At 41.8% G+C, this 21,360-nt stretch carries 25 protein-coding genes; 15 read left to right on the forward strand and 10 right to left on the reverse strand.

The genetic code is table 11. From position 1 onward, the window contains the following. The first annotated feature begins 258 nt into the window (after window positions 1-258). Window positions 259-1,398, forward strand: a complete 1,140-nt coding sequence (locus ACJVC5_RS11505) for an FIST signal transduction protein (RefSeq protein ID WP_408095661.1) — start codon at window positions 259-261, stop codon at window positions 1,396-1,398. Then, a complete protein-coding gene (locus ACJVC5_RS11510) occupies window positions 1,379-2,644 on the forward strand; it encodes a sensor histidine kinase (RefSeq protein WP_408095662.1) in 1,266 nt (421 codons plus the stop codon). Before ACJVC5_RS11505 ends, ACJVC5_RS11510 begins: the two co-directional genes overlap by 20 nt. Here the strand turns inward: ACJVC5_RS11510 and ACJVC5_RS11515 are convergent. After that, window positions 2,634-2,840: a hypothetical protein gene (locus tag ACJVC5_RS11515; protein ID WP_408095663.1), complete on the reverse strand. Its 207-nt coding sequence runs from the start codon at window positions 2,838-2,840 to the stop codon at window positions 2,634-2,636. The genes ACJVC5_RS11510 and ACJVC5_RS11515 overlap by 11 nt on opposite strands. Window positions 2,841-2,926: 86 nt before the next feature. Further along, window positions 2,927-4,321, reverse strand: a complete 1,395-nt coding sequence (gene mdtD / locus ACJVC5_RS11520) for a multidrug transporter subunit MdtD (protein WP_408095664.1) — start codon at window positions 4,319-4,321, stop codon at window positions 2,927-2,929. Between the two features lie 57 nt (window positions 4,322-4,378). Here mdtD and ACJVC5_RS11525 point away from each other — a divergent pair, with 57 nt between their 5' ends. Further along, window positions 4,379-5,335: a YeiH family protein gene (locus tag ACJVC5_RS11525; RefSeq protein WP_408095665.1), complete on the forward strand. Its 957-nt coding sequence runs from the start codon at window positions 4,379-4,381 to the stop codon at window positions 5,333-5,335. On the opposite strand, the gene ACJVC5_RS11530 is transcribed toward ACJVC5_RS11525, so the two are convergent. Next, window positions 5,332-6,255: an HD-GYP domain-containing protein gene (locus ACJVC5_RS11530; RefSeq protein WP_408095666.1), complete on the reverse strand. Its 924-nt coding sequence runs from the start codon at window positions 6,253-6,255 to the stop codon at window positions 5,332-5,334. The two genes, ACJVC5_RS11525 and ACJVC5_RS11530, sit on opposite strands and share 4 nt — an antisense overlap. A gap of 11 nt (window positions 6,256-6,266) precedes the next feature. Between ACJVC5_RS11530 and ACJVC5_RS11535 the strand changes: the two genes are divergently transcribed. The 3 genes from ACJVC5_RS11535 (at window position 6,267) to ACJVC5_RS11545 (ending at window position 8,701) form a co-directional block, all read left to right on the forward strand. After that, entirely contained in the window at window positions 6,267-6,782 is a 516-nt protein-coding gene (locus ACJVC5_RS11535; RefSeq protein WP_408095667.1) for a hypothetical protein, read from the forward strand. A gap of 14 nt (window positions 6,783-6,796) precedes the next feature. After that, on the forward strand, window positions 6,797-8,098 hold the full coding sequence (locus ACJVC5_RS11540; protein ID WP_408095668.1) for a DEAD/DEAH box helicase: 1,302 nt from the start codon (window positions 6,797-6,799) through the stop codon (window positions 8,096-8,098). A 69-nt stretch (window positions 8,099-8,167) separates the two neighbouring features. Next, window positions 8,168-8,701, forward strand: a complete 534-nt coding sequence (locus tag ACJVC5_RS11545; RefSeq protein WP_408095669.1) for a DUF488 family protein — start codon at window positions 8,168-8,170, stop codon at window positions 8,699-8,701. A gap of 3 nt (window positions 8,702-8,704) precedes the next feature. Here ACJVC5_RS11545 and ACJVC5_RS11550 read toward each other — a convergent pair whose 3' ends face one another. Further along, complete coding sequence (locus ACJVC5_RS11550) at window positions 8,705-9,124, reverse strand: low affinity iron permease family protein (RefSeq protein ID WP_408095670.1); 420 nt, start codon at window positions 9,122-9,124, stop codon at window positions 8,705-8,707. A gap of 80 nt (window positions 9,125-9,204) precedes the next feature. On the opposite strand from ACJVC5_RS11550, the gene ACJVC5_RS11555 reads away from it, so the two are divergent. Next, entirely contained in the window at window positions 9,205-10,143 is a 939-nt protein-coding gene (locus ACJVC5_RS11555) for an RCC1 domain-containing protein (RefSeq protein WP_408095671.1), read from the forward strand. Between the two features lie 8 nt (window positions 10,144-10,151). Further along, window positions 10,152-10,523, forward strand: coding sequence for a tRNA-binding protein (locus ACJVC5_RS11560; RefSeq protein ID WP_408095672.1), 372 nt, complete (start codon window positions 10,152-10,154; stop codon window positions 10,521-10,523). On the opposite strand, the gene soxR is transcribed toward ACJVC5_RS11560, so the two are convergent. The 3 genes from soxR to ACJVC5_RS11575 all read right to left on the reverse strand — a co-directional run bounded on the left by soxR (window position 10,515) and on the right by ACJVC5_RS11575 (window position 11,722). Then, a complete protein-coding gene (gene soxR, locus ACJVC5_RS11565) occupies window positions 10,515-10,970 on the reverse strand; it encodes a redox-sensitive transcriptional activator SoxR (RefSeq protein ID WP_408095673.1) in 456 nt (151 codons plus the stop codon). The genes ACJVC5_RS11560 and soxR overlap by 9 nt on opposite strands. Window positions 10,971-11,163: 193 nt before the next feature. After that, window positions 11,164-11,571: a CBS domain-containing protein gene (locus tag ACJVC5_RS11570; protein ID WP_408095674.1), complete on the reverse strand. Its 408-nt coding sequence runs from the start codon at window positions 11,569-11,571 to the stop codon at window positions 11,164-11,166. A gap of 13 nt (window positions 11,572-11,584) precedes the next feature. Continuing rightward, the gene (locus tag ACJVC5_RS11575; RefSeq protein WP_408095675.1) at window positions 11,585-11,722 is read right to left on the reverse strand and encodes a hypothetical protein; all 138 of its coding nucleotides are present in this window, start codon (window positions 11,720-11,722) and stop codon (window positions 11,585-11,587) included. Window positions 11,723-11,866: 144 nt separating this feature from the next. On the opposite strand from ACJVC5_RS11575, the gene ACJVC5_RS11580 reads away from it, so the two are divergent. The 5 genes from ACJVC5_RS11580 to ACJVC5_RS11600 are packed head-to-tail and all read left to right on the forward strand — an operon-like array spanning window position 11,867 to window position 14,936. Further along, complete coding sequence (locus tag ACJVC5_RS11580; protein ID WP_408095676.1) at window positions 11,867-12,334, forward strand: BON domain-containing protein; 468 nt, start codon at window positions 11,867-11,869, stop codon at window positions 12,332-12,334. Window positions 12,335-12,344: 10 nt separating this feature from the next. Next, the gene (locus ACJVC5_RS11585) at window positions 12,345-13,007 is read left to right on the forward strand and encodes an alpha/beta family hydrolase (RefSeq protein ID WP_408095677.1); all 663 of its coding nucleotides are present in this window, start codon (window positions 12,345-12,347) and stop codon (window positions 13,005-13,007) included. Continuing rightward, complete coding sequence (locus ACJVC5_RS11590; RefSeq protein ID WP_408095678.1) at window positions 12,991-13,629, forward strand: phosphoribosyltransferase; 639 nt, start codon at window positions 12,991-12,993, stop codon at window positions 13,627-13,629. Before ACJVC5_RS11585 ends, ACJVC5_RS11590 begins: the two co-directional genes overlap by 17 nt. A 9-nt stretch (window positions 13,630-13,638) precedes the next feature. After that, on the forward strand, window positions 13,639-13,848 hold the full coding sequence (locus ACJVC5_RS11595) for a hypothetical protein (protein ID WP_408095679.1): 210 nt from the start codon (window positions 13,639-13,641) through the stop codon (window positions 13,846-13,848). Between the two features lie 26 nt (window positions 13,849-13,874). Continuing rightward, window positions 13,875-14,936, forward strand: a complete 1,062-nt coding sequence (locus ACJVC5_RS11600) for an erythromycin esterase family protein (protein WP_408099236.1) — start codon at window positions 13,875-13,877, stop codon at window positions 14,934-14,936. A 118-nt stretch (window positions 14,937-15,054) separates the two neighbouring features. Here the strand turns inward: ACJVC5_RS11600 and ACJVC5_RS11605 are convergent, their stop codons facing one another. Then, window positions 15,055-16,668: an FMN-binding glutamate synthase family protein gene (locus tag ACJVC5_RS11605; protein ID WP_408095680.1), complete on the reverse strand. Its 1,614-nt coding sequence runs from the start codon at window positions 16,666-16,668 to the stop codon at window positions 15,055-15,057. A 180-nt stretch (window positions 16,669-16,848) separates the two neighbouring features. On the opposite strand from ACJVC5_RS11605, the gene ACJVC5_RS11610 reads away from it, so the two are divergent. Further along, entirely contained in the window at window positions 16,849-18,399 is a 1,551-nt protein-coding gene (locus ACJVC5_RS11610) for a phosphoenolpyruvate carboxykinase (ATP) (RefSeq protein WP_408095681.1), read from the forward strand. Between the two features lie 34 nt (window positions 18,400-18,433). Continuing rightward, window positions 18,434-19,027 carry a uracil-DNA glycosylase gene (locus ACJVC5_RS11615; protein WP_408095682.1) on the forward strand — a complete coding sequence of 198 codons (594 nt, stop codon included), beginning with the start codon at window positions 18,434-18,436 and terminating at the stop codon, window positions 19,025-19,027. Here ACJVC5_RS11615 and ACJVC5_RS11620 read toward each other — a convergent pair. Next, window positions 19,004-20,167: a hypothetical protein gene (locus ACJVC5_RS11620; protein ID WP_408095683.1), complete on the reverse strand. Its 1,164-nt coding sequence runs from the start codon at window positions 20,165-20,167 to the stop codon at window positions 19,004-19,006. The genes ACJVC5_RS11615 and ACJVC5_RS11620 overlap by 24 nt on opposite strands. Window position 20,168: 1 nt before the next feature. After that, a complete protein-coding gene (locus ACJVC5_RS11625; protein WP_408095684.1) occupies window positions 20,169-21,356 on the reverse strand; it encodes a hypothetical protein in 1,188 nt (395 codons plus the stop codon). Window positions 21,357-21,360: the final 4 nt, after the last annotated feature.

Raw genomic sequence — 21,360 nt, forward strand, 5'->3', positions numbered from 1 at the left:
AGAAGGTGTCCTAGAATTGTTTGCAGGTGTCCTGTTCTGGCCCATAAAGGAGGCAAGCAAGGAGGTATAGTTCTTCTAGCTTCTCTTAGTGACTCAATAACCCTTTTTTCCATAACGAATATTATTCCCCTAAGTAGGTGTACTCGCAAGAATAGAAGGAAGTTAATCTTAATTTTTCTTTAGAGACGTATTGCTTGGTTTTTATAGAGCATCAGTTTTTGTAAAATAGAGGGCCAATCTCCTTTTAACGGATTTTTTATGGAATCAATATTAACGGCATATTCAAATATTCAAGATGAGGACAAGGCCTGCGAAGAGCTTTCTCAAAAACTACGTGCCAAAGACGCTAAGTTAAACTTTATCTTCTGTTCTCGATCTTATAATCCTGCCAAAATGTCAGCGGCATTTAATAAGCATTTTAATGCTTCGACCATAGGTAGTACCACGGCCGGCGAAATTTCTCCCGATGGTTTTACTGATGACAGCATCGTGGGTATTTCATTTCACGGAAGTGAGTTTGAGTCTGATTTAATTTCGATCCCTAATTTGAATGATGAAAATGAAGAAGTCATTTTAGATTTAAAAAGACAATTCAACGCTATTCAGGCGCAACATGAAAAGAAATTAAAAAATGGTAAGACCTTTGCCGTTCTCTTGATCGACGGTCTTTCGATTAGAGAAGAAGAGTATGTTTCAATTATTGACGATATTTTAAAAGGAATCCCACTCATTGGTGGTTCTGCTAGTGATAAGTTAGAGTTTAAATCAACCTTGGTTTACCAAAATGGCGCCCTTCGAGAGAATGTTGCAACTCTGGCCATCATTACGACCACAATCCCGTTTGAAATTTTCAAAGTACAGCACTTCATGGAAACGGATAAAAGGTTCGTCATCACTGATGCTGATCCTCAGACTCGTACGGTCCGAGAGATTGAAGGATATCCGGCCGGGCAATTTTATGCTGACCTCTTAGGTGTAAAACTCACTGACCTCAATCCTACTATCTTTTCTAAAAATCCCGTGATGCTCAAGATGGGAGACGACTATTATGTTCGGAGTATTCAGAAAATGAATCCGGATTTGAGTCTGACTTTCTACTGTGCCATCGACAATGGCCTGGTCTTGCGACTAGGGTCTTTAAAATCATTGCATGAAACCACCAATAATCTTTTCTTAAATCTTGCCAACAAGCTAGGTGGGTTTAAGACCTGTATCTTCTTTGAATGCATTCTTCGTCGCCTGGAAATCATGGAGATGTCAAAAGCTGAACGAGACCGCATCACTGAATTATATAAAAGCAATAATGCTTTAGGTTTTCATACTTTTGGGGAGCAATTTGGAGGAGTTCACATCAATCAAACCTTAACTGGAGTGGCGTTTGGCAAAAGCAGAGTCTGAGAAAGTTGAGCACCTCTTAAAGGAAATTGAGCGACTTAAAAAAGTTAACTCAGCTCTTATGGACAGAGTAGAAGGAAGAGTTTCTTCCAAAGGACCATTTTCCCTATTTGAGAAAAACGTGAACCTTGCAACCCAGGTAAGAGAAAGAACAATTGAACTAGAACAGCTGACTCAGGCCCTTGGGAATGAAAAAAATAAGCTCTCGGGTATCATCCAGACCCTTCCTGGAAGCATTATCATTTTCAACAAAAATTTTCATGTGGAAAGCTCTTTTGATACTTTGCTAGAGAGCAAGTTTAATTCGAAACGAGGAATTGTATTAGAAGAAGTGGTAGGCAAGGAATTAAATGATATTGTAAAAAATCATGTTTATAGAATTGATAAGAATCATGAAGTCGTTCTGTTTGATTTTCATACGGAAATTAATGGGCGAGAAGTTAATTACTTGTGTTCCGTTTCCAGTCGAGACCTCCAGCAGTATGTTTTGTATATTCAAGATAATACTGAAAAATTCATGCAAGAGCGGGTCATCAAAAATCAAGAAGCAAAAATTCTTCAATCCTCTAAGCTTGCATCTCTAGGGGAGATGGCGGCGGGTGTGGCCCATGAGATTAATAATCCCCTCGCAGTTATTGATGTCGCGACGGAGAGCCTTAAAAAACAGATTCGACGGAACAATATTAACAATCCATCCATCGTTAATATGATCAATGTGATTGAGTCCACGGTATCGAGGATTTCTAAAATCATCACCGTGATGAGAACAATATCGAGAGAGAGCACGAATTTTCACAAGGATGATGTTCTTCTCATGGACATCATTAACGATGTCTTTGCCCTCTGTGCGGAAAAATTTAAGCACAACAATGTCGATCTAAGATTAACCATCCCTCCCTCAAAATTAGAGCATGTCATCTATTGTGATAGGATTCAAATCTCACAGGTGCTTTTGAACTTACTTAATAATGCCTTCGATGCCATAGAAGGTGAGAAGAATGCCTGGATCAATGTGGGATTCACTGAAGATGCTCATCATGACTTCATCCAGGTTGAAAACAGCGGGAAACGGATTTCTGAGAGCATTGTCCCTAAGATTTTCAATCCATTTTTTACAACGAAAGAAGTGGGGAAAGGGACTGGCCTTGGTTTATCTATTTCGAAATCAATTATGGAAAACCATTTAGGAAGTATAGAACTTGCAGCATCAGAACATACTCGTTTTGTGCTTAAACTTCCTAAACGGTAGGAGTTTCTTCCAGCTTTCTGAATTTTAATCCTGAACGGTTGAGAAGATCTTCCACCGTACTTTCATAATCTGTTTCTGTATGAATGGTATTTCCACGGACTATAATTTTCGTGCCCATAACTTTAACGATGGAATCCTGAATACGTCGCCTTTTAAAATCTGGCTCGAGCTTGTCCAACTCAAATACAACTTTCATGCTTGCTCCTGATATCAATAATTATCAAGGCAAGGCCCATTTAGGGGAATATAAGAAAGCTTAAAAAGTGATCTAAGTTATGGCGATTATTGGTCCTCAGTCGTGACAGAGACTTTTCCTTCAACGTTTTCCACTAAATTAAGCTGGCCAAAAATCCAGGCAGAAGTACAGGTTAAAGCACCCATACAGAAGAAAGTCATATGAAAGGCCCGAAGCATTTCATGGGTGGACAAGAAGGTCGATAAGAGGGAACTTGCAGCGGCCACCGAAAAACTCATACTGAGCATTTGAACCATTGAGAACATGGTATTGCCATGACTCGAAAGTCTCTTTTCTAAATCCTTCATCGTAAGTGTATTCATGGCCGTAAATTGCATAGAGTTGAAAGCCCCAAAGATAAAAAACTGAAGCATTCTCAAATATTCATTCCCAAGGTTACTGGTGAAGTAGAAACTTGCAATTCCTAAACCTACAAAGATGGTATTACCGATGAGGAATTTTCGGTAACCAAAATGAGTGACGATGGGAAGTACGATTTTCTTCGCTAAAATGGCCGCAAAGGCCAGAGGAAGCATGGCCATTCCAGATTCAAGAGGCGAGTAGCCAAGACTTGTTTGAAGAAATAATGGCAAAAGGAACGGCATACAGCCGGCCCCAATTCGTGCAAAAAGATTTCCAAGAATACCAATGCTGTAAGTTCTGGTTTTAAACAGCTCAAGAGACAAGAGTGCTTCATGATTCTTGGCTGCTTTAAGTGCATATGAAACAAGTGAGGCCAGACCGAAAATAAACAAGAAGAGAATCACGCCGTAAGAAAATTGTTTTTCAGAGATGGCATCAAAGGCCACCGAAACGCACACCATGAAAACTGAGAGTTGGGTAAAACCCAGAATATCAAATTTCCTTTTGATGATGAAATCATCTTGAGGCATGGCCTTCCAGGTGGCGAAACACCCAATGATTCCAATCGGGATATTAATTAAAAAAATCCAGTGCCATGAAAAATACTGAACAATCCATCCGCCTAGAGTAGGGCCAACCAAGGGACCAAGTAGTGCGGGCATGGCAACGAAACTTAAAGCAGGTAAATATCTTTCTCCGGGAAAGGCGCGAAGAATGGCGAGTCTTCCCACTGGTAAGAGCATAGATCCACCTGCACCTTGAAGAACGCGAGCGAAGATCAACCAATTAAGAGTGGGGGCCATGGCACAGAGGAGAGAGCTTGCAGTGAAAGTAATGATGGCACCGAGATAGACTCGTTTAGTTCCAAAACGATCAGTGAGCCAACCGGATAGAGGAATCAATACCGCGAGTGTAAGAGCGTAGCTGATGATCACGAGTTGCATAGAGAAAGGACTTTTTCCTAAGTCTCGTGCCATTGATGAAAGGGCCGTGTTAACGATAGTTGAGTCGAGGGTTTCCATAAAGAAACCGATGGCCACGAGCCAGAGAAGTGTCCTGTCTGATGAGGAACTTTCCATGCCCACATCCTACTCCTGTTGTTGCCGTCTCACAATTGTAGGATTATATTTTTCTTTGTGACACCTGCACATTTCATCATCCCGATTGCAGCACTTCTGTGTTTAACTCCTTGGATTTCATCTGGAGTTGCTTTGGTTATGGGATTGGTGATCGCATTGACCCTCGGTAATCCTTACATCTTAACAATTAAAAATTGGACCCATAAACTTCTTGCCATCTCCATTATTGGACTTGGGTTTGGAATGGATTTAGGAGTTATTGCGAGATCGGGAATAGAGGGACTGGGAATTACGATCATCAGTATTTCTGTAACTCTTATTCTGGGAATTCTTCTAGGGAAAATTTTAAAAACAGAAAAAGACACATCATTACTAATTACTGTTGGAACGGCCATTTGTGGTGGAAGTGCGATAGCAGCAGTTGCACCTGTGATTAAGGCCAAGCATCATGAAGTCACAGTTTCTCTAGGAATTGTGTTCTTATTGAATGCGGCCGCTCTTTTTATTTTCACATGGGCCGGTCATGCGCTTGGGCTTTCTGAATGGAGATTTGGATTGTGGAGTGCTTTGGCCATTCATGATACGAGCTCTGTTGTTGGTGCTACTCTTCAATATGGTCCGGACGCCCTTGATACGGGAACAATTGTTAAACTCACGCGTGCGCTTTGGATTATTCCTGTGGCCATGCTTATTGGGCTATGGCGATCTTTCAAAACGAAAGAGAAGACTTCTGGGCAAAAAGCAAAACGCCCATGGTTTATTTTAGGTTTTATTCTGGCCGCAGCCTTTGTGACCTGGTTTCCTCAGTGGAAATATGAGGGACATCAAATAGAAATGTTCGCAAAGAGAATCATGGTCCTGACTTTATTTTTGATTGGTTCTGGACTTACGCGTGAAACGCTTAAAAATGTAGGTGTCAGACCTTTCATTCACGGTGTCGTTCTGTGGGTGATTGTTGCTACTGGATCACTACTGATGATTCTGTATGGAATAGCTGAGCCAATGGGCCATTAAGTTAAAACCGTCGCAAGAACCGAAATCAAACTTTCATCAAAGAACTGTCCGTGCTTCTCAAAAAATGGATCAATCGCCTGATTCGGAAGTATGTTCTCTTCAAAGCAGAAATGATCAAAGGCATTCACCATGCTTAAAATTTGATAGGAGAGTGGCTTCTTAAAAAGATTTACTTTTTCTGGATATCCACGGCCCTCGCCTTTCTCTTCATGGGCGGCAATCAGACCCAGAATGCGTGGATTGATGTAGGGCTTTCCGGCAAGCATGTCAGCACCATCCTGAGGATGGTTTTTATACTGACGTTGTTCATCAGGCGTGAACTGCGCCCAAGGTTTCATGTAATTGAACTTTAATCGGTTCTTACCAATATCATGGAGAAGGGCCGCGATTCCAAGTTCAAAAATTTCAGTTTTATCTTCAATACCGGCCTTGGTTGCAACAGCAAGACACAAACTACTGACAGTGGCGGCATGGTGGTTGTTATCAACTGAAATTCCGGCCGACTGAAGGACACTCTTTAAGGCCCCTTTTTCGGAGGCCAGGAATTCACTTACTTTTTCGAACTGTTTTTTCTGTTTATTGAAACCTGATTCTGTTTCCAGAACACGTTCCGCATTTTCTGCGGCCGTGATCAGGGAATCATGGGCGATAGAGCCTTTTGTGGAAATATCCAGAGACTGGTCTTTGAGAGTCGAAAGTCCATTTTCCAGATAAGAAAGGTAGGCATCTTCATCTGCTGTTCTGATAAAAACCTTTCTCACGCCATGAGATTTAAGCTTTTTCTGACGTTCTCCTTCAAGTTCTTCATTACAATGAATATAATGAACGTAGCGAGTGCTTAATTTTAGATATAAATCAAAAGTTATCGTCTCGTCTGGACGAATAGTGTTTAAACGAACTGGAAAAAAGCCATCAAGCATTGGAGATTCTCTTGGAGCAACTCGATAAAGAAATTATAGAGGCTTTTCAAAGTGAAGCAAACGAACTTCTTAAAGAGCTTAAAGTCGTTGTTGAGAAGATCGAAGACTCTGGAGATACATTTCCAAAGGCCCTGCTTGAAGAGTTTGCGAACAAAACAGATCGTCTAATGGGGACCGCTAAGACCTTTGAGGCCATGTGTCCGGGGCATAAGGTGTTTTTCCAGATAGGGAAGTTCTGTGAGCTTTGTAAGGCCACAGGTTACAAAGCTTCTACTCTTAATCATCTTCAACTTATTCCAATATTTTCGGCCTTTTGGGCAGACACTTTAGATATGTTGGAAGAGCTTTGCCTTAACATTGAAACTGCTGAGAAAGTGGAAGAGGTCACCCGTTCTTTTGCCCCTATGTTGCAAAAGCGTCTTATTTGGCTTGCTCAACAGATCGTTTCTCTGACTAAAGGGACGAACGCAGAACAGGCCGTTATCAATGTAGATGGTCTTTTGAAAAAAATGGGTATTGATGTTTAGTTACTGGAGTGAATGTGTCCGATTTTAAAAATCTTGGTCTCAGCGATCAGCTTACTCAGAACTTAGTGGAGTTAAATTATGTAACTCCTACTCCTATTCAAGCAGAGGCCATTCCCCTAATTCTTAAAGGTCATGATGTATTAGGAATTGCTCAAACAGGCACAGGTAAATCTGCGGCCTTTTTACTTCCTATTATTCAAAATCTACTGACAAGCTCACGTGAAGTAAGAAAGGCGGAACCTTTAGTTCTGATTCTCGCCCCAACTAGAGAATTGTGTTCTCAACTTGATGAGGCCATCACTGCCTATGCAAAAAAACTTTCCGTAAGAAGTTGTGCCATCTATGGAGGGGTCGATCAAGAGGGGCAGGTTAAGCGTTTACAAGAAGGTGTTGAAATTGTGGTTGCGACTCCAGGTCGTCTACTTGATCTCGTTGAGCAAAAGTTACTTCGTCTCGCTCGAGTTGAAACATTTATTTTGGATGAAGCAGACCGAATGTTAGACATGGGATTTATTGATGACATAAAAGTCATTCTGGAAAAACTTCCCGAGAGAAAGCAAACCATGCTCTTCTCGGCGACTATGCCGAGAGAAATTCAGGTTCTTGCCTCTAGCATTTTAAGCGATCCAAAAACCGTAGAGGTCACTCCGGTCTCTTCTGTGGCGAAAAACATCGAACAAAAAGTTATTTTCTGTAAAAAAGCAGATAAGTTTCAGCTCTTAAAAAAGATCTTAAAAGAAGAAGAAATTGAATTGGCACTGGTTTTTACGAAGACCAAAAATATCGCTGATAACATTGTTGAGTATCTCGCCCAAAATAGGAGGGCATCACGTGCGATTCATGGTGATAAAAGCCAGGAAGAGCGTGAGCGAGCGATCCTTCACTTCAAGGAAAAGATCGTTAAGATTCTGGTTGCCACAGATATTGCCTCTCGAGGGATTGATATCGACGGGGTAAGCCATGTGATTAATTTTGATCTTCCTCTCGAGCCGGAAAGCTATGTTCATCGAATCGGAAGAACGGCCCGTGCTGGAAAAACTGGTGTCGCGATTTCTTTTTGTGATGACGAAGAAAAGCAAAGTCTTGAAAAAATTCAAAAGCTCATTTCAATAAAATTTAAGACCGAAAAGTTTCAAGGTGGTGGCGGTGAAAGCTTTAAAGTAAAACCAGTCGCCAAGAAAACCACGGCCCCAACTCCGGGAAAAAGTCAGGAAAAGAACGCCTGGCTTGATCACTCTAAACGGCAAACTCTTCAGAGTGATGGGTCGAAGCGGGTCCATCCGGGATTTAAAAACGCGAAAAAGAAAAAAAGATAGAGCTATTGACTCAGGTCCCTTGCGACTAAATTGATGAGCTTAACCTCATTGGGTAGGCTATCATTTGTTATGGCAAGAAAGACTATCTATACCATCGGTCATTCTACTCATCCTACTCGTGAATTCATGAAAATCCTGAAGAGCTATAATATTGAGCTTCTAGTGGACGTGAGACAGTTTCCTGGGTCTCGGCATTGTCCACAGTTCGGTAAAGCTCGTCTCAGAAAAAATCTAGAGAGAAATGGCATTGGGTATCTTCATCTTGAAATTCTCGGGGGAAGGAAACGAGTCGATAAAGAATCTGACCTTAATGCCGGTTGGAGAAATCCTCAGTTCAGAGGTTATGCTGATTATATGCAAACGAAGGAATTTCACGAGGGACTGATGGAACTAATGAAGCTAGCGAAAAAATCTCGTGTGGCCATTATGTGCGCCGAGGCACTGCCATGGAGATGTCACAGATCGATGATAGGAGATGCACTCCTGAGTTATCATTTCAGTGTTCTCGATATCTTTAATGAGAAAGTCATTCATCCGCATAAACTCACTCCCTTTGCGGATGTTGAAGGGAAGCATATTACTTACCCAAAGGAAGCAGCATGAAGCCTATGATGAGGCCCTACTCCTTTTAGATTTATGTTTTTGAACATCCTCAATTCTTGATTCAGTCTTCTTCTGAGCTTCATTAAGTTCTTTATGGACCCGATCCAATTCTTCATCACTTAGTTCTTCCAGTTCGATAAGATGATTTCGAGCGTGACCATTGGCCCGAATAAGTTCATCTAGTTTTAAATGGAGTGCACGAGCATCACGGTTTTGGGTGTTTTGGATGAGGAACACCATAAGGAATGTGACAATAGTAGTCCCTGTATTGATGATGAGCTGCCAGGTATCAGAGAAACCGAAAAGAGGTCCAGAAACAATCCAAGCGATGATAATGATGAAAGCGAAACCGAATGCATACGGAGAGCCGCAGGCGTTGGAAACTTTTTGAGCGAACTTATGAAAACGGTCCTTTATTTTCACTTTATTAATGTATCAAGAATTGCTCCCTTGATCTCGGGGCTTTATGTTAAACTTTAAGGCATACTAAATAATGAGGCACGATGGTCAAACTTATTTTGGTCCTTCTATTCTTCACTTCGAAACTTTGGGCCCAGAACCATTTCAGACAGATAATTCTTGAACCTAATACAACCTGTGTGGCCGATAATCATGGGAAGCTTTATTGTTGGGGGACATACTCTGCGAAACCGGGAGATTTCTTAGGCAGTGATTCCACTCCAAAAACGATCAATGTTTTCCCCAAGGTCACAAGCATACAAATGGGCGATTCAATTGCCTGCGCTTTATCAGATGATGGACAGGTTAAATGCTGGGGAAATGATCGAGGAGAAGAAGTCTTACCTCAACTTGTAAAACTTCCCGGGCCAGTCAGCAAAATATATGTAAGGCAGTACTTGCAGTGTGCTTATCTTAAAGATGGAGATCTTTACTGCTGGAGACAATTTCCAAATACTGATGACAAGACTGATAAGAAAGCGATTGAACCAACGAAGATTTCTCTTCCTGCTTCCATTGATAAATTTTTTGATAGTCAGGGACTATGTGTCCTATTGGATAATGGCAATCTATGGTGCTGGGACAGTTATCATATCCGTCCTGAACAAAAGATGGTTCCTGGCATATCCATTAAGGATGTGATGAAGCTTGCAGATTATTATTACGTAACAAATGAAGGCAAGGTTTTAAAAGAGACGGGGAAGAAACTTGTTGTCTTCGCTGGCCTGGAAAATGGAGTTAAATCGCTCAAATCAAATTATGGAAAATATTGTGCCATCATGGAAATCGGAACCATAAAATGTGATGGGGTAGAAGTTCCTGGCATTACAGATGCTGTGGATGTTGAAGTGATGTCAGATGTTACTTGCGCCTTATTAAAAGATGGAAGAATAAAGTGTTGGGGTGGAGGTTTTAATTTCCTTGGTAACGGAGATCAATCATCTCTTCCACCTTACGATTTTACATTACCCAAAACAAAGTAGAGATTCTTATGCATCTTAATCATGATTCTAATGCTCCTGCGTCCCCGAATATAAGCTTCGATGATTTCTTAAAGGTCGATATCAGAGTAGGAACTATTGTTTCGGCCAATCTTTTTCCGGAGGCGAAGAAGCCGGCCTATCAGCTGGTGATTGATTTCGGTGAAACAATTGGAAAGAAAAAATCCAGTGCTCAAATTACTACTCAATACTCATTAGATGAATTGGTCGGAAGGCAAGTTGCGGCCGTGGTCAATTTCCCACCACGCCAGATTGGCAAGTTTATGTCTGAGGTTCTGACTCTCGGCTTTCCGAATGAGAACGGAGAAGTGATCTTGTTCGCACCAGATAAGGCCGTTCCAAATGGTGCCCGTTTATTCTAATAAAACGGCACCCGTACCTTTCTCAGAGAGTTTGTCCAAAGGATTTCGTAGAGGACACTCTTTCAAAGAGAGGCAGCCGCACCCAATACAGTGGGTAAGCTGATCTCTCATTCGAGTCATCTTAGTAATTCTCTCATTCAGATCTTCTTTCCATTTTGAAGAGAGCTTATGCCAATCTTCACCGGTTAGTTGCCGGTTCTTAGGCATGGTATCCAGAGCTTTTTTGATGGCCTCAAGGGGAATGCCAAGTCCCTGAGCAACTTTAATCAGCGAGATGATTCTTAGAACATCTCTCTTAAAACGTCGTTGGTTACCTTTGTTCCTGCGACTGCTGATAAGACCTTTCTCTTCATAAAAATGGATGGCCGAAACGGCGACTCCAGAACGTGCGGCGACTTCTCCAACACTTAGCTCGGTCTTCAAGTTTTCTAGATCTATTTTCGACATAAATATCCTTTGACCTCAAGTTAACTTGAGGTTCTATACTGGGCCTATTATAGTTACACGGGAGACGTAAGGCCATGAGTAATCATCAGCTAAGTATTTTATCGACTTTGATAGGATCATTAATAATCAAGAACGATGAGAAAGAATCTGTTGAGATAAAGGCCCCGGTAGTTTTACCGGGACCGGTTAAAACTTAGTGTTTAATTTCTTGAAGGACCTCAGATTTTAGATGAGGGTTCTCACTTCCGAGGGCCAGATCCTGTAAGGAGATGATCCCGATAGGCTTGTTTCCATCTACAACAAGCAATCTGGAAATTTGTTTTTCTTCCATAATTTTTGCCGCCTCAGTTACGTCCTTATCTTTTGAAACAGCAATAAATTCAGGAGACATTGCCGCTGAAATTTCCCCGTCCAAAGAAGCTCCTTCGGCAACACAGGAAATAACGATATCTCTGTCTGTAACAAAACCGGCCGGTTTATCTTTGTCATAAATAGGTACGGCACCAATATCATTGTCTCTCATGAGCTGAGCAACTTTTTTAATTGAGTCAGACACTTGGGCCGTAGCAACTCCCTCATGCATAACTTCTGAAACTAACATATAAACCTCCTGTTTATTTCGTATCAGGTGTGTCCTGTGGACCTGAAGAACGTTTTACTCCTCCAGCTCCGCCAGATTGTCCACTTCCTGTTCCGACTGATTTATTACTATCTTTAGTTGGTTTAGTTTTTTGATCTTTAGCATTATTCATAATGATCTTCCTTGTTAATTGGCCTTCATTTAATAGTGCAATCAAGATGCCATGAAAGTAATTTACGTTTTTTCTTCGCGCATGACTCACGAAGAGCTTCTTTCTAAAATTCTTCTTAGAACAGAGTGAACAGGAGGTTCTCACATGCCCGGCAAACATCGCGATAATTCCACACGTTTAAATCTTGAACGAAACCTTGGTGTAAGCAGTCGATTTGCACCTAATGATGATTACAGTCTTTGGAGAAGAGATTTAGATCGGCAGGGTGCCGGTCGAAACGGTAGACCAATTGTTGATCTTCAGCTTGAACAAGAAGTCGACAGAGCAGGAATGATTCATCAAAGAAAACCCATTCATAAAGAAAGTGGCGCCGACCACTACGGGAAAGGGCCCAGAGGATATAAACGCTCTGATGAAAGAATTAAAGAAGAAGTCAGTGAAGCACTTTACTTAAGCCGGGACATTGATGCTTCTAATATTGAAGTTTTCGTAAGTGACGGCCTGGTAATTTTACGAGGAGAAGTGGAGAGTCGCCCCATTAAGCGACTAACGGAAGAAATTATCGAGAACATTTCCGGTGTCGTTGACGTTAGAAACGAATTGACCTTCTAGTTGGGTATTTATGAGAGAAGAAATTTTAATTGATTATCAAAATATAAGACTGCATGGTCATGTCGATTACGAAGAGGATTCCAAAGCGTGGGTCATTTTTGCTCATGGAAGTGGAAGCTCTCGTCACAGTTCCCGAAATAATTGGGTGGCCGGTCAGTTGAATAAGAAGGGCATTGCGACCATGTTGTTTGATCTTCTTACTGAGGAAGAGGACCTTGTTTATGAAAACAGGTTTGATCTTCCCTTATTGGCCGAAAGACTATTGATTGCCACTGAATGGCTCATGAAAAAATCTTTCTATCGTGATCAACCAATCGCTTATTTTGGCGCCAGTACAGGTGCCGGTGCGGCCCTCATTGCGGCCGCCAATGGTTCTTCATCAATTCCCTTGTTTACGGTAATAAGTCGAGGAGGAAGGCCCGATCTGGCACGGGAAGAAAATCTTAAAAAAATATCGTTACCAGTTTTACTCATTGTTGGAGATTTAGATTTTCAGGTCATCACTCTTAACAAAATGGCCCATGATCATCTTTCCAACTCAAAGCTTGTTCTGGTATCCGGGGCCACTCATCTATTTGAAGAGCCCGGGACCCTGGATCAAGTTGTAAAGCTTGCCAATGAATGGCTTGAAGCTCACCTACCTATGAGGAGCAGTGATGGACTATTTATTTGAGGATCGAAAAGATGCGGGGGAGAAACTTTTTTCTTACCTTAAGAATTTTAATCTAAAAAATCCCATTGTTCTTGCTCTTCCCAGAGGAGGAGTGGTGGTGGGTGCCGAGGTCGCGCAAGATCTACAGGCCCCATTTGATGTGGTGATTGCCAGAAAAATCGGGGCACCCGGACATCCTGAATTTGGAATTGGTGCCATCTCAGAAGACGAAATACCTGTTTTTAACAAGGAGGCCTCTCAATATTTTAGACCGGATGAACCCCTTGTAAAACAAACTATAGACGAAGAAATTGAAGAACTTCATCGCAGAATTGAGCTTTACCGGCACGGGAAAGATCTACCGGACCTATCAAATAGAACAGTGATCGTCGTTGATGATGGTCTCGCCACTGGAGTAACGGCCGCTGCTGCAGGAAAATTTTTGCGAAATCAAAAACCGGCCGAGCTCATTCTCGCTGTCCCTGTCGGCCCAACTCAAATTTCACAAGATGTTCTGACAAGTTATGACCAAGTTATTTGTCTGCACTCCCTTTCTGATTTAAGGGCAGTGGGTCTTTGGTATGACAAATTCGATCAGACAGAAGATGAAGAAGTTTTACAAATTCTTAAACGATTTCACTAAGAGGTAGCGATGGATTATGGCCATTTACAGGATGAAGTTTTGGCAATTGGTTGTCCCTTCAAAGACATAGATGACATAAGTCAGTTAATAGACAAAATCAAAAACAAAAAGATAGTTATGTTGGGTGAGTCCAGTCATGGAACTAAGGAGTTTATGAATGGAGAAGGTACATATCATATGAACTCATTACAAAACACGGCTTTAATTTTATTGCAGTAGAGGGCGATTGGCCCGCATGTGAAAGAATCAATAGATTCATTCAAGAAGGGGCCAGTATTGATGCTCTTACGGCCATGAACGCATTTTCTAGATGGCCCACATGGATGTGGGCGAATACTGATATTTTGAATTTAATGGATGATCTTAAAGATTGGAATGAACATTCTGAAGAGTCGGTCGGTTTTCATGGTCTGGATGTGTATTCCCTCTATGAATCTCTGGATGAAGTGCAAACACTTTTAAAAGAGATAGATCCGTATCTTGCTGCTGAAGTTAAAGAGTTCTATTCCTGTTTTGGCCCTTATAGACATGATGAGAAGGCCTATGCACGTTCCCTCACACATAAGAATGAAGGCTGTAAACGTGAAGTCTCAAAGGCCCTACAAAAAATCCTTGAAAAGAAATTGTCTGATGGTGGAAAGGTCATGAATGTGGTTCAGAATGCTCGTATCATCCAGAATGCTGAACACTACTATCACGTCATGATGTCGATGGAAGACGACTCATGGAACGTCAGAGATCGTCATATGACGGAGACACTAGACATGTTATTGAAGCACTATGGGAATCAATCGAAGGCCATTGTGTGGGCACATAATACTCACATAGGTGATTTTAGGGCCACCGATATGGCCAATTACGGTCAGGTCAATATTGGAGGACTGGCCCGCATGAAGCATGGGGAAGAAAATGTGGCCTTGGTTGGTTTCACAACTTACCAAGGTGAGGTCATTGCTTCCCACGCATGGGACGGCCCAATTGAGGTCATGACTGTTCCGGAAGGGAAGTCACATAGTTTGGAGAAGGTCCTTCATGATTGTGTTGAGCAGATGGGACATCATAATTTTTATCTCGATTTTGATGGGCTTGACCCACTGACCGAGTTTTATGATTTTATCGGTCATCGAGCGATAGGAGTGGTCTACCATCCTCATCAAGAGCGAAGAGGTAACTATGTTCCAACCATTCCGGGAAAGAGATACGATGCCTTGGTGTTTTTTGATAAGACACAGGCATTGACTCCGTTGAATGTTAAGTTTCAAAAAGAAAAAATGCCTGAAACTTATCCATATGGAAGTCGATTGTGAACAAGGTGTGGCCGGGCCTATATTCCGGCTTACTCACTTTCAAAACACGACTTATGGTTTAAATATCGTGGCTGATTAACGGGCAACTTTTTGAAAAGTTGCCCGCTCAGGAAGATGATTAAGATAATTGAAGAGAGATTGTTTTCGCTTTGTCTAAGCGGAAGCTTTCTGGGCTTGCGGCCTCAAATGCATGTTTCCAGTTCGAAGGGATTTCACCTTTAAGGTAAGAACCTTCTTCCACCCATGGAATCATGTCCGAGAGTGGACGAACATCCAATTGAGAAACACGACGACGGAGGTGATGTGGAGTAAGATCGTGATGATCTGATACACCCATTGCTCCTAGAATTTCAGCAACGCCTTTGATCGTTTGCTCGTGGAAGTTTTTCACGCGCTTTCTCTTGTTCGTTACTACCAGACCACCAACCAGGTGAGGATCTTGAGTCGCGACACCTGTAGGGCAATCGTTGGTGTTACAACGAAGAGCTTGAATACAACCCAATGAAAGCATAAACGGTCTAGCGGCGTAACAAACGTCCACTCCCATAGAAAGAAGACGAATGATTCCGAATGCCGATGTTAATTTACCCGAGGCCAATACTTTAATGTCTTTTTTAAGATTAAGACCACGGAGAGTATTTACCACGAAAAGAATGGCGTCCTGTCCTGGCATACCAACTGAGTTAGAGAACTCTAACGGAGCAGCACCTGTTCCACCTTCAGAACCGTCGATTGAAATGTAGTCGGGTGTAATACCTGTTTCAAGCATGGCCTTACAGAAGGCAAAGAACTCAGATTCTCGTCCAATACTTAATTTAATCCCAACTGGTTTCCCACCTGAGAAATCACGAAGCTTCTGGATGAACAAACAAAGTTCTTTCGGAGTTGTGAAGGCCGAGTGACCAGGAGGAGAAATAACGTCTTTCCCCATCGGCACACTACGAATCTTAGAAATTTCTGGAGTCAGCTTTTCTTTTGGAAGAATACCACCGTGACCGGGCTTAGCACCTTGAGAGAGTTTTATCTCAATCATCTTCACGCGATCATCAGATGCTCTTTCCGCAAATAGTGACGGATTAAAGTTACCTTGATCATCACGACAACCGAAATAACCAGTTCCGATTTGCCAGATGAGATCTCCACCATTTTCCAAGTGATAAGGGGAAATACCACCTTCACCAGTGTTATGAGCGAAGGCACCATCTTTGGCACCACCATTAAGAGCAAGAACCGCGTTCTTACTAAGTGAACCGTAACTCATGGCCGAGATGTTGAAGATTGAAGCAAGGTATGGCTTCTTACAATCTTTTCCACCAATGGAAACTCTTAGGCTCTTCGGATCAACATGAACGGGAGACATTGAGTGAGGCACGTATTCATAGCCTTCCTCATAAACGTTTCTTTGTGTTCCGAATGGAATCGTATCAGTAACTTTTTTAGAACGTTGATAAACAACTGAACGTTCTTCGCGTGAGAACGGTGTTCCATCCGTATTTGATTCAATGAAATACTGATTAATTTCCGGACGAATCATCTCCAGCAAGTAGCGCATGTGACCAATCACTGGAAAGTTTCTGCGAATTGAATGCTTAGTCTGCTTCATATCAATGATCCCGATCACGAAGAGCGGGACTGTGAGCAGGCAGAGTAGTAAAAGGTATGGTGAAATAAAGAATGTAATGGCGTGAAACATTAATGCCAGCGCCGAGGCATACCAAAATAAACTACGCATATCAGATCCTTGTTAGGGCCCCTATTCTAGTCATTATGTTTCAGAGCGTGAAGTATGAAAAATTTGAATATATTAAAGCTCAACTATTTTTGATTAAACTTTATGGTTTTCTTAACTAATGGGTCATGACTAGTTTCTATTTACCTAGATAATTCACATAGATAAACAATGAGGTGAATTATGATCTCGTGGTGGAATGAGTTTATTTCGGACAAAGTGAATTGCATTCAAAACAAGGACATGGCCACTCTGGTTCAGGAGGCCCTGAAAAACCAGGAAGGGGAATTGAGCGCCGATGGCTCTTTGGTAGTGAAAACCGGCACTTTCACCGGTCGGGCGGCCGATGACAAATACGTGGTCCGGGACAATTACACAGAGTCTCGAATTCATTGGGAAGGGGTCAAGCCCATGAAGGCGGATGCCTTCGAGAAACTTAAAAACGAATTTATCAAAGATTTCAACAGTAAACCCCGCTCTCTTTACATGATGGAGCGAAGTGTGGGGGCGGATGAAAATTACTCGCTTGGGGTGAGGTTAATTACGACCCATGCGACTCACGCTTTGTTTGCTCGTCACATGTTCCGGGACTCTTTAAAGAACCCTGAAATGGGATTTTTCACCATATTTCATAACCCGAATATTGTGCTGGAGCCAAAAACATTTGGTCTTAGGGGCCCGACTGTTATTGCCATTAATTTTGAGCGGGGTGAAATCCTGATTGGAGGGACTGCTTATGCAGGCGAAGTGAAAAAGGCCATCTTTTCGGTGATGAATGTTCTTTTGCCTGATCGAGGCGTTTTGCCGATGCACGCCGGCTCCAATATTGATGAAAACAATAAGGTCACTGTGTTTTTCGGTTTATCCGGAACGGGAAAGACCACATTATCAACGGATGAGGGGAAATATCTCATCGGAGATGATGAGCATGGTATTTCTCCTGCGGGAATTTTTAATATCGAAGGTGGGTGTTACGCCAAAACCTATAATTTAACCGAGAAAGGGGAGCCCCAGGTTTTCCATGCGGTCAATCGGTTTGGGGCCATTCTTGAGAACGTTGTTTTAGATGAGGAACGAAATCCTATCTTCGATGACAAATCCATCACCGAAAATGGAAGAGGCTCATACCCGCTAAGCTTTATCAGTGATGCTTCAACCACGGGACTAGGGCCTTTCCCTTCGAATATTTTCTTTCTGAGTGCCGATGCAATGGGTGTATTACCGGCCATCGCTAAACTAGATAGTGAGCAGGCCATGTATTATTTTCTCTCGGGGTATACGGCAAAACTCGCTGGTACAGAAATTGGTTTGGCCGGTATTAAAGCGGCCTTTTCTCATTGCTTTGGTGCTCCTTTTATGATGAGGCACCCGCAGCACTATGCTGAACTTCTCAAAAAATATTTGGACTCAAATAAGGTCAATGTCTGGCTGGTGAACACTGGTTGGTATGGTGGGCCTTATGGGGAAGGTAAGCGGTACAATCTCTCAACCACGAGAGGAATTATTCGTGGAATTCAAAATGGATTACCGGCCTCAACCAAGTTTACTCGTGAAGCGGCCTTCGGACTGAGCATTCCTGATTCGATTCCTGGGGTAGATAGTAAATATCTTAATGCTCGGGCCTTATGGAATGAAGGTCGTAAATACGACGATACGGCCGAAAAACTTAAACAGCTCTTCTCAGATAATTACAAAAAGATATCTCCAGAGTCGGCCATCGAATATCAAATTTGAGATTTGACTGAGATTTGGTAGGATTCAATGAATCATGCCAAGTCTCAAGTCTATTCATCAAAAACTTCAAAAGTGTCGCGCTTGTCCCAATATGTGCGGAACTCCCGTGCATGGGAAGGCGAACATGACTGACATTATGTTGATTGGCCAAGCTCCGGGTCCCCATGAAGCGGATCGCGGTAGACCTTTTGCTTATACCGCAGGGAAAACTCTTTTTGGTTGGTTCAATTCTGTGACAGGTTTGGAAGAGGAAGAACTTCGTGAACGCATTTATTTTGCGGCCGTGGCGAGATGCTTTCCGGGAAAAGCGAGTAGTGGTGGAGATAGAGAACCATCTCCAGTTGAAATTGAAAATTGTCGTGTGTACTTAGAGGCCGAAGTTCAAATTTTAAAACCGAAACTCATTATTGCTGTCGGAAAACTTGCCATCAGTGAAGTCTTAGGGATCAAGAAATCTACCAAGCTCAATGATCTAATAGGAAAGAAATTTGAAGTCGAGTATCACGGGCAAAAGGTGGTCGTTGTTCCTCTGCCGCATCCGAGTGGAGTCTCTACCTGGCACAAAACTGCACCAGGTAAAGATCTATTAAAAAATGCGCTTAAATTACTTCGCAACCATTGGGATTAAATTCTCATCAAGGCCCAGCTTGATTTTGAACTCAATGACCTGAGCTTCTTTACCCATCTTAAATGTCCCAAGTTCTTTCTCTTCCTTCTTGTAATAATGGACAAAAGACAATGTGGCATCTTTACATTGACGTGTCTTTTTTGAGAGAGCTGGAACTGGAATTCGAATGGTCGTTTCTCCAAAGCGAGTCCAAAAGTCAAACCATCCCACTCCAATGTCGGTTTGTGTGTTTTCGTAAGAATCTAAAATTTCAATTTTAGTTTGAAAGAGGCAATCCTGGTTCTGAGTTTTGATTCCAGTTTGGACATATCCTTTACCGTTATCCAATGTGTGCTTTCTATCAATTCGCCCTTCTTGGTCAAAAGAGGCATGGATATGCTCAGACCCTAATTGGAATAGATCTTCATCAAAACTCTTGTATGAATAAAGGTAGAATCTTTGATCATACTTATTCACCCAAAGTGTGCTGATGTAATCATTCGTTTGGTTAAATTCTACATAATCTCTAAAAGTAAACTCTTCGATTGACCCTGAAGTCATGATCTGATGGAGATATCTTGTAGGAATAGAATCTGGTAGTCTCGAATTATGTTTAAGATGAAGTTTATATAATACTTCATGTAGGACAATCCCTCTGAAATCATCTTCTGAAAGTGATTTTAAAATTTCACCTTGGATAAGATACTTTGGATCTTCCGGGAAACGGGCCTTAAACTGAATAACTAGTTGCTCAATCCCACAGCTTCTTGGAACGATGACGTGTTGTGAATCTGGGATATCAGTCAGGGCAGAGTTAGTATAAATATAGCCAGGACGCGTTTGCGGAACATTCGCACGAAATTCTTCCATCGATTGAAGCAGGGCCATTGCTTCCGGCCCGAACTCTTTAAATTCTTCAGCATTAATACTCATCAACTGTTTTGCTAAAGCTCTAAAGTATTCTGCATGAGAAAGCGATTTTTCGAAGTAGTGAGGAATCTGCCGATAGGTGCGGCCCTCATAATAATCCAGAAGCTCTGTTTTATGAATAATGCCTTGTGAGTTTCGGCAAACAATGGCGTCACCACCGTTACCTTTTTCATTACCGGCAAATAAATTGAAAGAGCTGACTAAAGCTAAAAATATAATAAATTGTTTCATGTTATTTAATCTCCCAAACGTCCCATCTGTTTTCTTTGTTTAGACCAAATTGAAGGGTCTTAGTCAGATTCACAGATTTCATGCCAACATAAATTTTTTCAAAAGAGTATCTGGTTGAGACTTGGTCCACCCATCCCCCTCGACTTAAATGATTGTATGTCCCTAGATCTAAATCTAAGTAGTCTAGCGAATTTTTAGAAAGCCCCATTCCCGGAGGGACAACTTGTCCTGGGACATAGAGGGTTACTTTTATTTTTTGAGGCTTAAGCTTCAACTGTTTCATTTGTTGAGAATCGTTAGAATCGATATCGTATTTTGTAACGGTCCCATCTTCCTGTGTGATGGTAATCACCGCACCTCGAGGCATAACAGTATTTGTGGCAAAAATGCCGTATTTTTTTTCTCTTCCTGTGAGGCACCACTGCAAAGGAGGAGTGGCCTCTGGATAGGCGAGAGTCTTCTCTCGATCGATGTTTCCATTTTGATCTAAAACATAATAGACATAAAAGTAGTCACCATTTGGCAGTTTCTTAAGGAGTCTCCAATCATAGGGGCCCGCCGCTTGTAAATAATTTCGGCTGAATTGTACAATATGATCAAAGTTAAGATCATGAACTGAAACCATTGTAAGTTTCTGGTGATAATAGCGAAGAAGATCAGGATCAAGTGAAGAGTTTTTCCAAATAAGTGCATTAAGAATCATTCCGCGAATACCGTCTTCATCCATTGCTTCAACAATTTCTTTTTGGATCACAAATTCAGGGTCTCCTGCCAAGGCTGGCTCTTGGAGAATGAAGGCCTGCTCAACCTCACATCCTTTTACCGGAGCAACATTGGAATAATCAGGAGAGTTGATGAGTTTTTCATTGGTAAAAATGAAGCCCTTGATTCTGGTGCTTCCAGTTGCTCTAAATTCGGTGACACCCTTAGAAATTCTCAAAGCAAGATCTAAGAATTTCTTTTGATCAAAGATAACTGACATCTTTTCGGCCAGAATTGTGAAGTATTCGACCTGCGAGAGCTCGCTGTCAAAGACATGAGGGATTCCACGATTCACTCGACCCTCATAATAATCTAAGTGCTCAGTCGAAGTAATTTTACCTTTTGAATCACGACAAACAACAACATCTCGTGCTTGTGATTCAAAGCTCAGAATGATCATCGCTACAAATAAAAGTTTAAGTTTCATAAAT

The sequence above is a fragment of the Peredibacter sp. HCB2-198 genome (assembly GCF_045999315.1).
In the GTDB taxonomy this organism is placed as follows: domain Bacteria; phylum Bdellovibrionota; class Bacteriovoracia; order Bacteriovoracales; family Bacteriovoracaceae; genus Peredibacter.